This window comes from Sphaerisporangium perillae (genome assembly GCF_023276435.1).
GTDB lineage: Bacteria > Actinomycetota > Actinomycetes > Streptosporangiales > Streptosporangiaceae > Sphaerisporangium > Sphaerisporangium perillae.
The window spans coordinates 1-13,951 of sequence record NZ_JALLPO010000070.1 but is presented as its reverse complement, the minus strand read 5'-3'; the positions used below and the strand labels follow the sequence as shown (position 1 = coordinate 13,951).

The window sequence follows — 13,951 nt, the reverse complement described above, 5'->3', positions numbered from 1 at the left end:
CGGGGAGTCCCATGGCAACGGACATCAAAGCGGCGCTGGGGCGCCAGCGCATCGAGACGCCCTCCTGGGCGTTCGGCAACTCGGGCACCAGGTTCAAGGTGTTCGCCCAGCGGGGCGTGCCACGAGATCCGTACGAGAAGCTGGCCGACGCCGCCCAGGTGCACCGCCACACCGGCGTCGCCCCGACCGTGGCCCTGCACATCCCGTGGGACAAGGTGGACGACTACGCCGCCCTCGCCCGGCACGCCTGCGACCTCGGCATCGCCATCGGCGCCATCAACTCCAACGTCTTCCAGGACGACGACTACATGCTGGGCAGCGTCACCAACCCCGACCCGGCCGTGCGGCGCAAGGCGCTGGACCACCTGCTCGAGTGCGTCGACATCATGGACCTCACCGGCTCCGACACGCTGAAGCTGTGGTTCTCCGACGGCACGAACTACCCCGGGCAGGACGACCTGCGCTCCCGCCAGGACCGGCTCGCCGAGGCGCTGGCCGCGGTGTACGACCGGCTGGGCGAGGGGCAGCGCTTCCTGCTGGAGTACAAGCTGTTCGAGCCGGCCTTCTACGCCACCGACGTGCCCGACTGGGGCACCGCCTACGCGCACTGCCTCAAGCTCGGGCCGAAGGCCCAGGTGGTCGTGGACACCGGCCACCACGCGCCGGGCACCAACATCGAGTTCATCGTGGCGTTCCTGCTCCGCGAGGGCATGCTCGGCGGGTTCGACTTCAACTCCCGCTTCTACGCCGACGACGACCTGATGGTCGGGGCGGCGGACCCCTTCCAGCTCTTCCGCATCATGTACGAGGTGATCCGCGGTGGCGGCTACAACGAGCGCACCGCGTTCATGCTCGACCAGTGCCACAACATCGAGCCCAAGATCCCCGGCCAGATCCGGTCGGTGATGAACGTCCAGGAGGCGACGGCCAAGGCGCTGCTCGTCGACGGTGACGCGCTGGCGAGGGCGCAGTCCGAAGGCGACGTGCTCGGCGCCAACGCCGTGTTCATGGACGCCTTCAACACCGACGTGCGCCCGCTCCTCGCCGAGCTGCGCGAGGAGGCCGGCCTCGACCCCGACCCGATGTCCGCCTACCGGCGCTCCGGCTACGCCGAGAAGATCGTCGCCGAACGTGTCGGCGGCCCCCAGGCCGGATGGGGGGCCTGACCATGACCTCAGAGACTCAGCCGGTCATCGGTGAGCTGCTGCGCAGGGCGCACGCGCTCGGCGCCGACCCGCGCAACACCAACTACGCCGGCGGCAACGCCTCCGCCACGGGTACCGCTACCGATCCGGTCACCGGCGCCGACGTCGAGCTGATGTGGGTGAAGGGCTCGGGCGGCGACCTCGGCACGCTCACCGAGGCGGGCCTCGCCGTCCTGCGGCTCGACCGCCTGCGCTCGCTCACCCGGGTCTATCCGGGAGTGGAGCGCGAGGACGACATGGTGGCGGCCTTCGACCACTGCGCGTTCGGCAAGGGAGGCGCGGCCCCGAGCATCGACACGGCCATGCACGGCCTGGTCGACGCCGTCCACGTCGACCACCTCCACCCGGACGCCGGCATCGCGATCGCCACGGCGGCCGATGGCGAGCGGCTGACCCGCGAGATCTTCGGCGACCGCGTGCTGTGGGTGCCCTGGCGGCGCCCGGGGTTCCAGCTCGGCCTGGACATCGCCGCCCTCAAGGACGCGAACCCCGAAGCCATCGGCGTCGTCCTCGGTGGCCACGGCATCACCGCCTGGGGCGACACCAGCGCCGAGTGCGAGGCCCGCTCCCTGGAGATCATCCGCACGGCCGAGCGGCACATCGCCGAGCACGGCAGGGCCGAGCCGTTCGGTCCCGTGATCCACCAGCCGCTCTCCGACGCCGAGCGGGCCGAGCGCGCCGCGGCGCTGTTCCCCGTGGTCAGAGGGCTGTGCTCGACCGACGCCCGCCAGGTCGGCCACTACACCGCCACCCCGGAGGTGCTCGGCTTCCTGTCCCGGGCCGAGCATCCCCGCCTGGCCGCCCTCGGCACCTCCTGCCCGGACCACTTCCTGCGCACCAAGGTCGCGCCCCTGGTCGTCGACCTGCCGCCGGACGCCCCGCTCGAGGAGGTGATCGGCCGGCTGGGCGAGCTGCACGCCGCCTACCGGGAGGACTACCGCGCCTACTACGAGCGGCACGCCGTCCCGGGCTCGCCGGCGATGCGCGGCGCCGACCCGGCGATCGTGCTGGTGCCGGGGGTCGGCATGTTCAGCTTCGGCAAGGACAAGCAGACGGCCCGGGTGGCGGGCGAGTTCTACGTCAACGCGATCAACGTGATGCGCGGCGCCGAGGCGCTGTCGAGCTACCGGCCGATCGAGGAGTCCGAGAAGTTCCGCATCGAATACTGGGAGCTGGAGGAGGCCAAGCTCCGGCGGCTGCCGAAGCCCAAGCCGCTGGCCACCCGCGTCGCCCTGGTCACCGGCGGCGGTTCTGGCATCGGCGCGGCCACCGCCCGCAGGCTCGCCGCCGAGGGCGCGTGCGTCGTGGTGGCCGACCGCGACCTCGGCGCGGCCGAGAAGGTCGCCGCCGAGATCGGCACGGCCGACACGGCGGTCGCCGTCGAGGTGGACGTGACCTCCGAGGAGCAGGTCCAGGCGGCGGTGCGCCGCGCGGTCCTCGCCTTCGGCGGGGTCGACCTGGTCGTCAACAACGCCGGGCTCTCGCTGTCGCGCTCCCTGCTGGAGACCACGATCGCCGACTGGGACCTGCAGCACGACGTCATGGCCAGGGGGTCGTTCCTGGTCTCCCGGGAGACCGCGCGAGTGATGATCGACCAGGCGATGGGCGGCGACCTGGTCTACATCTCCTCCAAGAACTCCGTCTTCGCCGGTCCGAACAACGTCGCCTACGGCGCGGCGAAGGCCGACCAGGCCCACCAGGTCCGCCTGCTGGCCGCGGAGCTCGGCGCGTACGGCATCCGGGTCAACGGGGTGAATCCCGACGGCGTGGTCCGCGGCTCGGGCATCTTCGCGTCCGGCTGGGGCGCCAACCGGGCAGCTGTGTACGGCGTGCCCGAGGAGCGGCTCGGCGAGTTCTACGCCCAGCGCACCCTGCTCAAGCGCGAGGTGCTGCCCGAGCACATCGCGGCCGCGGTCTTCGCGCTCACCGGCGGAGACCTCGCTCTCACCACCGGCCTCCACATCCCCGTGGACGCCGGCGTGGCCGCCGCCTTCCTCCGCTGACCCACGCCGTGGGGTGCCTGCCCCTCCCGGGCACCCCGCGGCCTCGGCGCGGGGGAAACGGCGAGCCGGATCCGAGGCGTGGGCGCTCGGCGCTCCCGGGAACCCCGCGGCCTCGGCGCGGGGAAACGGCGAGCCGGATCCGGGCATGGGTGCCCGCCCCACCTGGCACCCTGCTGGCCTCGACACGGAGAAACGGCAGGTCGCGCACGGTCGGCGAGCGCCGAGCTGACCGTGCGGAGTGAAAGTTTCACGCACGGTTGACGGGCGTGACGCACAGCACGCATGATCATGGAGCCTCCCGTCCGGGGGCCATGCCGCTGTCCATGGCGAGGTTGCCGATGCCGAAGGCCCCGTTACGAGTCGCGTCCGCCGTCGTGCTGGCGCTGGCCGTCCTGACCGTTCCCGCGGCGCACGCCGACGACGTCACCCCCGTCGCGGTGACCGTCAACGCCCGCGCCGCGCTCGCCACCGTCCCCGAAACCGGCATCGGCACCAATCACGCCATCTGGGACACCAATCTGGGCACCGACCAGACCGCCGACCGGCTCAAGGACGCCGGCGTGAAGATGCTGCGCTATCCCGGCGGCTCGTACTCCGACATCTACCACTGGGCCGACCACACCGCTCCCGGCGGCTATGTCGCCCCCGCCACCGACTTCGACACCTTCATGCGCGGCGTGCGGCGCACCGGAGCGCAGGCGATGGTGACCGCCAACTACGGCACCGGCACCGCCGAGGAGGCCGCGGCCTGGGTCCGCAGCGCCAACGTCACCAAGGGCTACGGCATCAAATACTGGGAGATCGGCAACGAGAACTACGGCAACGGCCGCTACGGCTCCGCCTGGGAGGCGGACGACCACGCCGACAAGAGCCCGGCCGAATACGCGCGCAACGTCGTCGCCTACGCCGACGCGATGAAGGCGGCCGACCCGTCCATCAAGATCGGCGCGGTGCTCACCACGCCTGCCAACTGGCCGGACGGGCTGGTAGCCGCCGGCGACGACGGAACCTGGAACAAGGTCGTCCTGTCGATCGCCGGATCGAAGATCGACTTCGTGATCCTGCACTGGTACCCCGGCGCCCTGGACAAGGCCGCCCACGTACCCGACATGATCCAGCTCACCCGCCGGCAGATCGCCGCGTACGCGGGGCACGGGTCGGAGCGCATCGGCATCGCGATGACCGAGTTCAACACCGGGACCAGCAGCGGTGGCACCAACACCCAGCCCGGCGCGCTGGCCGCCGCCGACGCCTACGCGACGCTGCTCGCGAACGGGGTGTTCACGGTCGACTGGTGGAACGCGCACAACGGCATCGGCACCGTCACGCAGGTCGAGGGGCAGACGGACTACGGCGACTTCGGCCTGCTGTCCAGCGCGACCTGCACCTCCGACGGGGGCGTGTGCGAGCCGCCGCTCAACACGCCCTTCGCGCCGTACTTCGCGCTGCAGATGATGAGCAGGTTCGCCCGTTCCGGCGACCAGTTCATCGGCGCCGCCACCGACCAGGCGGCCGTCGGCGCGCACGCCGTCCGCCGCCCCAACGGCGATCTGGCGGTCATGCTGATCAACAGGTCGTCCGGCACGTCCTATCCGGTGACGATCGGCTACTCCGGCTTCACCCCGGCCTCCGGGGCGCCCACCGTGCTGACCCACACCAACGGCGCCACGAGCATCACCGGCTCGACCGCGGGAAGCGCGGTGAGCCAGACGCTGCCGCCGCTGTCGCTGACCACGATCGTCCTGCGTCCCGCCTCCGCGCAGACCGGGCTGCCGGGCGCGCCCGGCCGGCCGACGGCCTCGAACGTGACCGACCGGACCGCCACGATCTCCTGGCCGGCCGCCTCCGCCGGTGCGCGCCCGATCGTGAAGTACGAGGTCCACCGCCAAGAGGGAGCCGTCAGCGAGCAGCTCGGCGAGACCGCCGGCACGTCCTTCACCGTCGGCAACCTCCGGCCGGGTACGCGCTACACGGTCAACGTGATCGCGCGGGACAGCGGCGGCGGCGTCTCGTGGGCCTCTCCGCCGCTGACCTTCACGACCGGCACGCCCGCTTCCAGCTCCTGCACGGTACGGCTCACCGACCAGACCGACTGGGGCAGCGGCTACGTCGGCGCCATCGACATCACCAACAACGGCGCGCCGATCAACGGCTGGACCCTGAACTTCGGCTGGCCCAGGACCTGGCAGAGCCTGAGCGGCGGCTGGAGCGCCGTCTGGACGCAGACCGGCCCGGACGTCAAGGTCGTCAACGAGTCCTCAAACGGCTCGCTGGCAACCGGGGGCTCCACCACGATCGGCTTCGTCGGCAACTACAACGGCCCCAACATCCTCCCCGCCGTCTTCACCCTCAACGGCACCGTCTGCCAAACCACCTGACCCGGCCCGGCGCCGTCCCGACCTCCGCTTCCCAACGGGGTCCGTCTCTCCGGGCACCCCGTTCCTTTGCCCTGCACGGGCGGCGGCCGGACGGTGCGGCATGCCGGTGACCATCCAGGGGCGTCAACCTGCTTCCTTCGCGATCGGAAATCTATAGCAGCCGACGTAGACTTTTGAGCGTGATGGGGCTAGAGTTTCTCACATCGCAAGGACGAAGCAAGGGCAGAGCACGACTACCGGTTTCACGACGAACTGCCCGGATGGACTGATTGACCGAGGTGGACGGCAGAAGGTCGGACGTGCCGGGGCCGATGTGGTTGCAAGGGCCCTGACCGTGGACGCGCTGCCGGGACGGCCGCGACGGCCGTCGTCGAAGTGCGAACGAGTTCGAAGATCAGGAATAGAAAGGAGTGTTGAACGCCATCAGGATCGCCCGACGCCGGCCGAGCCAGGCCGCCCGGGTGCCGCGGTTCCACAGATAGGAAGGTGGTTTCCGGTCACGCATAAGCGATCCCCGCACCTCCGCCCTCGTGGGCGGTCGACGCGGAGAACAGTAGATCGGCCAGATGGCCGGTAGATGGTGTTGAACATCTTCGGGCCCCGGTGCTACGGCACCGGGGCCCCTGTCGGCGTTCCGGAAGGCTTTATGGATCAAACGCAGTTCGCCGCGGTCGGCTCCACGTCCGGCGGCCCAGATGACAAGTTCGACGACGAGGACTACCCCGCCTACAGCATGGGGCGGGCCGCGGAGATGCTCGGAGTGACGCCGGCCTTCCTGCGCAGCCTGGGCCTCGCCAAACTGATCGAGCCACAACGCTCCGGCGGCGGGCATCGGCGCTACTCCCGCTACCAGCTCCGCCTCGCGGCCAGAGCCAGAGAGCTGGTCGACCAGGGCACTCCCCTGGAGGCCGCCTGCCGCATCATCATCCTGGAGGACCAGCTCGCCGAGGCGTTGCGCATCAACGCCGAACTGCAGCGCGGCATGACCTCACAAGGGTGACCGAAGTCGGGGCGGACACCGGCACCTGCACGGGTGGAACCGGTCCGGCGGGTGAACGGTGCGGGGGACGGGGCCCGGCGGGTGAACGGTGCGGGGGACGGGGCCCGGCGGGTGAACGGTGCGGGGGACGGGGCCCGGCTTCCACCGGCGCCCATCGCACCGGCTCCGTCAGGCGCATGACGCGGGCACGATCCGCCCGGCACGGGCGCCCCCTCGGGTCCGGTCGCGATCGAGGGGCTCTGTATCGTTCGATCCATCACGGTGATCGACCATCGGAGGCCCGCCAGGGTGATCACTTCGACGCTGCTGGCCGCCGCCGTCTGCAACCCGGTCAGCGGCAGGCTCGGCGACCTGTACGGCAAGCGGCGGGTGCTGCTCGGGAGCCTCGGGCTCATGGTGATCGGGTCGGCGGTCTGCGCCCTGTCCGACGGCCTGGTCCCGGTGGTCGCCGGGCGGGTTCTGCAGGGATGCGGGATCGGCGTTATCCCGCTCGGGATCAGCATCATGCGGGATGAGCTGCCGCCCGAAAGGCTCGGCTCGGCCATGGCGCTGATGAGCGCCACCCTCGGCTGGACCCTGAACTTCGGCTGGCCCAGGACCTGGCAGAGCCTGGGCGGCGGCTGGAGCGCCGTCTGGACGCAGACCGGCTCGGACGTCAAGGTCGTCAACGAGGCCTCCAGCGGCTCGCTGCCCACCGGGGGCTCCACCACTGTCGGCTTCGTCGGCAACTACAGCGGCCCCAACGTCCTCCGACGTCTCCGTGGCCACCGACGAGCGCATCGTGGTCATTCCACGCAACATGCTCGTCGCCGCCAGGCCGGAAATCCCTCATGCTTGACCAGGTTCGTGACATCCCCGGCCATCGTCTGGACGCTCCTGCCTATCTCGACGAGTTCTGGCGCTACTTCGACAGGCTCGGCGATGAGGCGCTGTGGAAGCTGGAGCGCGCACAGCACTTCCAGGAGCCGGATGTTCCCAGCTGGGTGGCCATGATCGAGGGCGACTGGAAGCGTGCGCTGGCCCTGGTGGAAGAGATGCGCGAGGCGATGGGCTCAGGTTCCGGTCCGGAGCTGCGCCGGCTTCGCATCGTGCACCATCCGGTGACCCCCTATCTTCAGTGGGAGATGCAGATCCTCAAGCTCCGCGTGGAGGCGGGCGCGAAGATCCGCGTCCTTCCCGCCGACGCCGTCGCCCACCTGAGACCACCGCCGAGCTGCCAGAGGTGGTGCTGGTGGGCTCGCTGGTGATGTACGAGGTCCTGTACGACGAGACCGGGATCCTCGAAGGGGCCCGGAGAATCGAAGATCCGAAGGTGTTCGAGGCCTGCCGCGCGGAGCTCGCGGAACTGTACGGCAAGGGGGAGGCGCTGCTGAGCTACTTCGACCGGGAGATCGCGCCGCTGCCGCCCCCGGCGATCGCCGGCTGATCGTAGAAGCGTCCGCCGTGCCGTTATCCCGCCTCTACGCTCGGCTACCCGCTCGGGGCCTTCCTCGGCGCGCGCTCATCACCACCCTGCTACTGATCGTGATCTTCCTGATGTCCTCCCTGGTCGCACTGTCCCCGCTCATGCTCGAACGGCTGGACGGGCAAGCGCAGGATTGGGAAAGGCTCAGCTTCATCGGTCAGACGTACAGGGCGGCCTCGGCGATCCTGTCGGTACTGGCCCTCATCGGTGTCTCAGTGTCGCTGCTCCTGCAGGCCCGTGAGGCCAAGGCAACCCGCGAGCAGGCACTCAGGATGCTTCTGCGGATCAGCAGCACCTCCACGCGGCGCGAGCGTCACTTCCACGAACTCCTCGACGAGGAGTACCGGCGCGCTAGAACGTCTTACGTCCCCCCTCCCGCGCCGGAATCACGCTCCCGATCTGCTCCCCGCGTGTGGCCGATGTGGCCTGTCGTCGCCCTGCTGGCCGGTGCCGTGTTGACCGGGATCCTTCGCCGCCTCCTGTCCGGGCGCGACCGTCCCGGCAGCTCAGCATGACTGCTGACCCGTCTCCTGCGCTCCCCGAATGCGTGCGTTGTGGATCTCGGCTTCCACCTGGCGCATGAGAACGCCGAGCCGTTCCGGACTGGCGGCTTCGACGATCAGACTCGCCGTCAGGGCTTCGCGGGAGAAGGCGCAGAACTTCCGCCGCCAAGAGGCCCACATGACGACCCAGCCTGGGTTCTCCTGCTGGAGAGCGGAGGCGATCTGCGATAGGTCGTCGTCAAATCGCATAATGCGAACCTTCGAGCGGCTGACTGCCGGACGTCCTTGCTGATCCGCCCAGCTTGAACTCCGACCAAACGACCTTGCCTGCCGCTTCCCGCTCTTCGACGCCCCAGGCGTCGGACAGTACGCTGACCAGCAGCAGCCCCCGCCCGGAAGTATCGGTGTCGTCGGGGGTGCGAGCGCGGGGGTGGTGCTTGCTACGGTCGCGTACCTCCACCCGGACGAGTTCGTGTGTGGCGGTTACGTCGACCGTGTAGCCGTGCCCGTCGATGTCGCCGTGGACGAGGGCGTTTGTGGCAAGTTCCGAGACGCATAGGCGTACGTCATCGAGGCGCGTGGTCAGCCCCCAGGCGCTCAAGGTGCCGGACACGAAGTCTCTTGCGTCCTTGACCGTCACGGGGGAGCTCTCGAACGCTTTGGCGTCACCCCGGAAGTCAAGGGCGGCACCGATGGCTCCGGTGCTCTGTGGCACCTCATGCGGGATAGCCTGGTCTTGCATCAGAACTCCTTTGGCGAGGTTGGGCTGATGCTCAGGCCTCGGCGGAGAGCGGTGTTAGCGCACCTCTCGGTGGTACCGCCGAGGCTTCTTTATGATCCGAACTGTTTATTGCCTTAGCCGCTAATGTAGCAAGGCGTCAGGCGGCTGTGTGCCACTACCTGGAAAGAGGTGATCGCAGGTAAGAGTCAGGTACGAGGCAGATCCTGCTGGTAGACCAGTTCGTAGAGATGGCCGCCCTTAATCAGTATTTGAGCCTCGATCGGCCGATTATCATCCGTATAGACCGTTCGGAATGTACGCAATACCGGCACATCGTCAGGTAGTTCCAAGACCTCCAGCTCTTCGGAGGTGGGGAGCCGTACAGAGAGCCTGTCCACTGAGTGGCGTGGTGGGTACCCCAACCCGGTGAGCAGCCGTGCGGAGCCACCAAGGATCCTTCGGCGTTCTATGAGCCGAGTACCTGTGGAGATGGAAAGCGGATGATAGATCCACGCCAACTCGGTGGGCGCGTCGTTGAGCGTCAGAAGTTGATGCCGCACCGACACTCTTTCGCCCTCAGCCAGGCCGAATGCATGAGCAACGGCCGCGGGTGGCTCAACCTCACTTACATCGAGAAGCTTTATGGTTCCCTGCCGCGACTGCTTGGCCGCCTCGGTCGCCCACGGATAGGCCTGGCCTTCAGGCGGCGGAGGCATGTAGGAAGCGGGAACGATGGCCAACGCGGGCTCGTCGCGCACGTAGACTCCCACGCCGGCTCGTCCGACGACGAAACCTTCGTCCTTCAGCACGTTGAGGGTCCGTTGTACGGTCTGACTGGTCACGCTGTACTGGGCCATCAGTTGTTGGGTCGTTGGCAGACGCGTACCTGGAGCCAGGTCTCCTGACATGATCAACGCACGGATCTCCGCTGCGATCTGCTGGTGGCGGGGACGGACATCGGTCTTCTTCGTCATGGATCATCTCGCCTTGAACCGGTAGCGGAAGTGGCGTCCTTCGGGAAGCATCGTCATCACCGAAGCCTCGAACGGTATGCGCCCCGCCGCCATGACGACCCTGAAAAGCACAACGACCAGGGATTCGTCCTGCACGTGGAGAAGGTCGGCTTCCTCCCTTGTGGGGGCCCTGATGGAGATGTCTTCGTACACCTCATCAGGGGAATAGCCGATTTCCGCAAGGAGAGTTGGAGCCCCACCAGGGATCTTCTTTGCCTCCGCGAGGGGCGTGCCTGCCGCGACCGTTGCAGGGTAGTACGAATCGGTCAGTTCTACAGGCCGCTCGTCGACAAGCATCATCCGACGTCGAACGACGACAGTGCCACCTGCCTCCATCCCCAAAGCTTGAGCCACCTGAGCGGGTGGTGCGATCTCGGCCACCTCTCGAAGGTGCTGAGAGCCGGACCTGCCAGTTTCGATAAGTTCCTCCGACCAGGCGTCCCTCTGTCCTGGAGCGCGTGGCGACAGATAGCTTGTAGAACTGCCGATCCACTCGCCGAGAGTGCCCATAGAGATCAACTCCGAAGTGGCTTAGGTGGCATAGTAGTAAGCAATGAGTGCCACTCTATCGGTTGGTTCCCAGCGATCACGGATGGATGCTACGAGGGCCCGGCGGCGGAGGGCGCCGGGGACGTGCAGCCACACCTCCCTACCTAACGGTTGTCCTAGAACAGCGCACCATCTGGGGGAACAGCCCGTCGTCGAAGACTTGCTCCCGCTCCGGTTCCACCTCGGTACCGCTGGTGGCCGAGTTGAAGGAGTCCGGGCCGGGATCGCTCGGGGGAGGTGTATCAAATCAAGCCCAACGGTATCTTCAAAACGATCCTGAGGAAGAGAGATTAAGTGGACGATCAAGATCGAAATGAGGGGCCGTACAGAGAGCCATTTTGGAATATCGATACGGTGTCCGAGGGGCGAATGGTCATTGACATACTACGACGGCGATTCTCGAAGACTTTCGCGGTTCTCGCAGAAGAGCTCGAGAAGGCCGATCCTCTTGATATCGTTTACGCAGATAACCTCCATTCTCACAAGGTACGACTATAGGAGCTGCCAGACATGGGAAACGTCCGCGTGGTCCTCGCATGCCTCGCGCTGATCGTGGCACCAGGCTGCGCGGACGTTGCCCACGCAGGGCCTACGCTGGAATGGCTGGGCGGCGGAGGTGTTATTACTGGCGAGGGCATGAGCGAAAGCGTACCCGGTCAACCCTATGTGTACGGTGGCCTACGTCTATGCTTGGATCGGCGCGGATCGGTTACCGTAAGAAATGTGCGGTTAGAGAATCCGCGGGGAGGGATACGCCTCGAAGGTTTCGTGCTCCTCCCTCTCGACGGTTCATCCAACAAGGATGTTGCTGGAAATGGAGACTATCTACAACCATCCAGCGCAAGGGTCTGTCCAAAGATAACCGTGAAGTCACACAGAAATGTGCGCACGGTGAAACGCCGGTGCAGCCACGCACCGAGTTAGTATTACAGCTTTCCTACTACCCGGGCGACGCCAGCGGCTACACTTCGGCCTTCCTTGTCGACTATGTCAGCGACGGACGGGCAAGGGCATTGCGAATAGCCATGGAGTATTATTTCTGTGGCCGCAATAAAGATCTACCTGCGAAGTGCTAAGCGCACATGGGCATTAACGTAGGAGATGAGGCGCTTGGATTGGGAGAACGGCAGCGATCTCAGCGGGTGTGACGATCCGGCGGAGGTCGAGGACGCGTTCGAGCGGGGAGAGCGCTTCGTCGGGATCGCGCTCATAGGGGTGTCCTTGTCGGTGCCCGACGCGGGCAGGGTCGGCCCGCTGGTCCTGCGTGCCCTGCACTCGGGCAGCAAGGAGACCCGCCTGCAAGGATTGACCGCACTGAGCCACATGGTGCGGCTGACGGGTGAGGTCGACCGGCCGACGCTGGAGGTGCTTCGCGCGCTGCTGCGAAGCCCCGACCAGGAGATCAAGGAACACGCCGACAGCGTCGCCGCAGATGTGTGGATCTTCACCCCGCATTCCCGCCTTCCGATCTGGTTGCGTGCCCGGGCGACGATCCGTGCGCTGCGCTGGTGGCTGGAACAGTGCTGGTGGACGATCACCGGGCAGTACAAATGACGCGCGTTCACGCATGGCTGACCGTGTGGCTTCGCGGGTGAAGCGATGACGACGAGCCCGGTGCGGTGGGAGAGGTCCAGGTATCGGTCGGTCATAGTGCCGGGGGAGAACCACTCCTCAACGGTGTCGGCCGGCCAGGACGAGAGGTCGGCTCCACCCGGTACGGATACGCCACCGTCTCCACCGGCGACGAGGGAGTCATCCCAGGATCGATGGGCACCCGGTCCTACATCGTGACCGAGTTGAAGAACACGGCCCCGTACAACTCCTGCTCGCACGGCGCCGGGCGGCGCATGTCCCGCGGCCAGGCGCGGCGGAGCTCTCGGCCGAGTCACTCACCACGGCGATGGCCGGCCGCACGTGGAACGCCGACCGGCGTCGGCGCACTCGTCGACGTGCTCAATCTGCCATACGTAGGCGGCCTCTTTGACGGCGAAGGTAGGAACTCTCCGCGTTACTTGCGGCGCGGGTGGGGGCGGGCGGCGGGGGCGCTTGATGGCGTCCCGCTGCTGCGGCGCGGTGGCCTCCATGATCAGGTCGGCTGTCCTCGCCTCACGGGAGAACGCGCAGAACCGCCGCCGCCAGGGGCCCAGATGACCGCCCAGCCGGGGTTGTCCCGCTCAATGCTCTCAGCAGCACGGCGGAGATCGGCATCGAACGTCATCAGTTGACACCCGAGCTCGTGCGGAAACGGTCGCTTCCTCCTCCGGCGGCCATCAGCGTTCGATCTCGGCCCAGACGACCTTGCCGCCGGTCTCGGGCCAGCGGAGTCCCCACTGGAAGAGGACTCGGTCACGCACCTGCAAGACCTGCAGCGTGAGCGGTGCCTTCTATTCGTGGCCTGCACCCGTGCCCGTGACGCGTTGTACGTGTCCCATACCGGCCCACTCAGCCCGCTGCTTTGATGAAGCCCCCGTTCATGCGCGGCCCCGCTTCATACGGGGAGTCGTGATCAATGGGTATGTATCGTGCTAATGCCTGCAACTTGGTGATCGCCGATCGGGGGCTGTCTGTGAGCGGTTCGGTTTCGGGAGTCGGCGCTCCCGGTGGCGGGGATGAGTCCGGCGTCGAGGGGGACTCCCGGGCGCCGGGCAGGACGGGGTCGCGGGCGCCGGCCGGGCAGCGGGCGTCCGCGCCGCCGGGGGAGGGGCGGGCGTCCGGCCGGGTGCGGGCGCCGGGGAGTGTGGTGACCGTGCTGGCGCTGTGCGGCATCGTCGTGTCGCTGATGCAGACCATCGTCGTTCCGATCATCCCCGACCTGCCGCGCCTGCTGCACACCTCCGCCTCGAACGCGTCGTGGGTGATCACCTCCACGTTGCTGGCCGCCGCCGTCTGCAACCCGGTCAGCGGCAGGCTCGGCGACCTGTACGGCAAGCGGCGGGTGCTGCTCGGGAGCCTCGGGCTCATGGTGATCGGGTCGGCGGTCTGCGCCCTGTCCGACGGCCTGGTCCCGGTGGTCGCCGGGCGGGTTCTGCAGGGATGCGGGATCGGCGTTATCCCGCTCGGGATCAGCATCATGCGGGATGAGCTGCCGCCCGAAAGGCTCGGCTCGGCCATGGC

General features: G+C 67.7%; 15 protein-coding genes. 11 read left to right on the top strand and 4 right to left on the bottom strand.

The window, feature by feature from the left end:
• Nucleotides 1-11 precede the first annotated feature (11 nt).
• The 8 genes from rhaI to MYF83_RS39945 all read left to right on the top strand — a co-directional run bounded on the left by rhaI (nucleotide 12) and on the right by MYF83_RS39945 (nucleotide 8,566).
• On the top strand, nucleotides 12-1,166 hold the full coding sequence (gene rhaI / locus MYF83_RS39985; protein WP_248966028.1) for an L-rhamnose isomerase: 1,155 nt from the start codon (nucleotides 12-14) through the stop codon (nucleotides 1,164-1,166).
• 2 nt (nucleotides 1,167-1,168) lie between these two features.
• The gene (locus MYF83_RS39980) at nucleotides 1,169-3,208 is read left to right on the top strand and encodes a bifunctional aldolase/short-chain dehydrogenase (RefSeq protein ID WP_248966027.1); all 2,040 of its coding nucleotides are present in this window, start codon (nucleotides 1,169-1,171) and stop codon (nucleotides 3,206-3,208) included.
• A gap of 266 nt (nucleotides 3,209-3,474) precedes the next feature.
• Nucleotides 3,475-5,586, top strand: coding sequence for a cellulose binding domain-containing protein (locus tag MYF83_RS39975; RefSeq protein WP_248966026.1), 2,112 nt, complete (start codon nucleotides 3,475-3,477; stop codon nucleotides 5,584-5,586).
• 646 nt (nucleotides 5,587-6,232) lie between these two features.
• A complete protein-coding gene (locus MYF83_RS39970; protein ID WP_248966025.1) occupies nucleotides 6,233-6,586 on the top strand; it encodes a MerR family transcriptional regulator in 354 nt (117 codons plus the stop codon).
• A gap of 288 nt (nucleotides 6,587-6,874) precedes the next feature.
• Entirely contained in the window at nucleotides 6,875-7,579 is a 705-nt protein-coding gene (locus tag MYF83_RS43480) for an MFS transporter (RefSeq protein WP_372500394.1), read from the top strand.
• On the top strand, nucleotides 7,516-7,833 hold the full coding sequence (locus MYF83_RS39955; protein WP_372500395.1) for a DUF6879 family protein: 318 nt from the start codon (nucleotides 7,516-7,518) through the stop codon (nucleotides 7,831-7,833). Before MYF83_RS43480 ends, MYF83_RS39955 begins: the two co-directional genes overlap by 64 nt.
• Nucleotides 7,818-8,012, top strand: coding sequence for a DUF6879 family protein (locus MYF83_RS39950; protein WP_248966023.1), 195 nt, complete (start codon nucleotides 7,818-7,820; stop codon nucleotides 8,010-8,012). The genes MYF83_RS39955 and MYF83_RS39950 overlap by 16 nt, the downstream gene beginning before the upstream one ends.
• A gap of 17 nt (nucleotides 8,013-8,029) precedes the next feature.
• Entirely contained in the window at nucleotides 8,030-8,566 is a 537-nt protein-coding gene (locus MYF83_RS39945; RefSeq protein ID WP_248966022.1) for a DUF6082 family protein, read from the top strand.
• Here the strand turns inward: MYF83_RS39945 and MYF83_RS39940 are convergent.
• From MYF83_RS39940 to MYF83_RS39925, 4 genes are all read right to left on the bottom strand, one after another.
• Entirely contained in the window at nucleotides 8,558-8,803 is a 246-nt protein-coding gene (locus tag MYF83_RS39940) for a hypothetical protein (RefSeq protein ID WP_248966021.1), read from the bottom strand. The two genes, MYF83_RS39945 and MYF83_RS39940, sit on opposite strands and share 9 nt — an antisense overlap.
• Complete coding sequence (locus MYF83_RS39935) at nucleotides 8,793-9,296, bottom strand: ATP-binding protein (protein ID WP_248966020.1); 504 nt, start codon at nucleotides 9,294-9,296, stop codon at nucleotides 8,793-8,795. Before MYF83_RS39935 ends, MYF83_RS39940 begins: the two co-directional genes overlap by 11 nt.
• Nucleotides 9,297-9,481: 185 nt before the next feature.
• The gene (locus MYF83_RS39930) at nucleotides 9,482-10,249 is read right to left on the bottom strand and encodes a GntR family transcriptional regulator (RefSeq protein ID WP_248966019.1); all 768 of its coding nucleotides are present in this window, start codon (nucleotides 10,247-10,249) and stop codon (nucleotides 9,482-9,484) included.
• Between the two features lie 3 nt (nucleotides 10,250-10,252).
• Nucleotides 10,253-10,798 carry a UTRA domain-containing protein gene (locus MYF83_RS39925; RefSeq protein ID WP_248966018.1) on the bottom strand — a complete coding sequence of 182 codons (546 nt, stop codon included), beginning with the start codon at nucleotides 10,796-10,798 and terminating at the stop codon, nucleotides 10,253-10,255.
• A 1,140-nt stretch (nucleotides 10,799-11,938) separates the two neighbouring features.
• Here MYF83_RS39925 and MYF83_RS39920 point away from each other — a divergent pair.
• From MYF83_RS39920 to MYF83_RS39910, 3 genes are all read left to right on the top strand, one after another.
• On the top strand, nucleotides 11,939-12,391 hold the full coding sequence (locus MYF83_RS39920) for a hypothetical protein (protein WP_248966017.1): 453 nt from the start codon (nucleotides 11,939-11,941) through the stop codon (nucleotides 12,389-12,391).
• 212 nt (nucleotides 12,392-12,603) lie between these two features.
• Nucleotides 12,604-13,062: an RtcB family protein gene (locus tag MYF83_RS44705; protein WP_372500393.1), complete on the top strand. Its 459-nt coding sequence runs from the start codon at nucleotides 12,604-12,606 to the stop codon at nucleotides 13,060-13,062.
• A 494-nt stretch (nucleotides 13,063-13,556) separates the two neighbouring features.
• Nucleotides 13,557-13,951 (top strand): MFS transporter (locus tag MYF83_RS39910; RefSeq protein ID WP_248966041.1); only part of this gene is annotated, 395 nt, incomplete at its 3' end.

Bases quoted from the DNA above. Each gene is read 5' to 3' on its own strand.
- rhaI (WP_248966028.1), top strand. From the start codon at position 12: ATGGCAACGGACATCAAAGCGGCGCTGGGGCGCCAGCGCATCGAGACG.
- MYF83_RS39980 (WP_248966027.1), top strand. From the start codon at position 1,169: ATGACCTCAGAGACTCAGCCGGTCATCGGTGAGCTGCTGCGCAGGGCG.
- MYF83_RS39970 (WP_248966025.1), top strand. From the start codon at position 6,233: ATGGATCAAACGCAGTTCGCCGCGGTCGGCTCCACGTCCGGCGGCCCA.
- MYF83_RS39940 (WP_248966021.1), bottom strand. From the start codon at position 8,803: ATGCGATTTGACGACGACCTATCGCAGATCGCCTCCGCTCTCCAGCAG.
- MYF83_RS39935 (WP_248966020.1), bottom strand. From the start codon at position 9,296: ATGCAAGACCAGGCTATCCCGCATGAGGTGCCACAGAGCACCGGAGCC.
- MYF83_RS39930 (WP_248966019.1), bottom strand. From the start codon at position 10,249: ATGACGAAGAAGACCGATGTCCGTCCCCGCCACCAGCAGATCGCAGCG.
- MYF83_RS39925 (WP_248966018.1), bottom strand. From the start codon at position 10,798: ATGGGCACTCTCGGCGAGTGGATCGGCAGTTCTACAAGCTATCTGTCG.
- MYF83_RS39920 (WP_248966017.1), top strand. From the start codon at position 11,939: ATGAGGCGCTTGGATTGGGAGAACGGCAGCGATCTCAGCGGGTGTGAC.
- MYF83_RS44705 (WP_372500393.1), top strand. From the start codon at position 12,604: ATGGGCACCCGGTCCTACATCGTGACCGAGTTGAAGAACACGGCCCCG.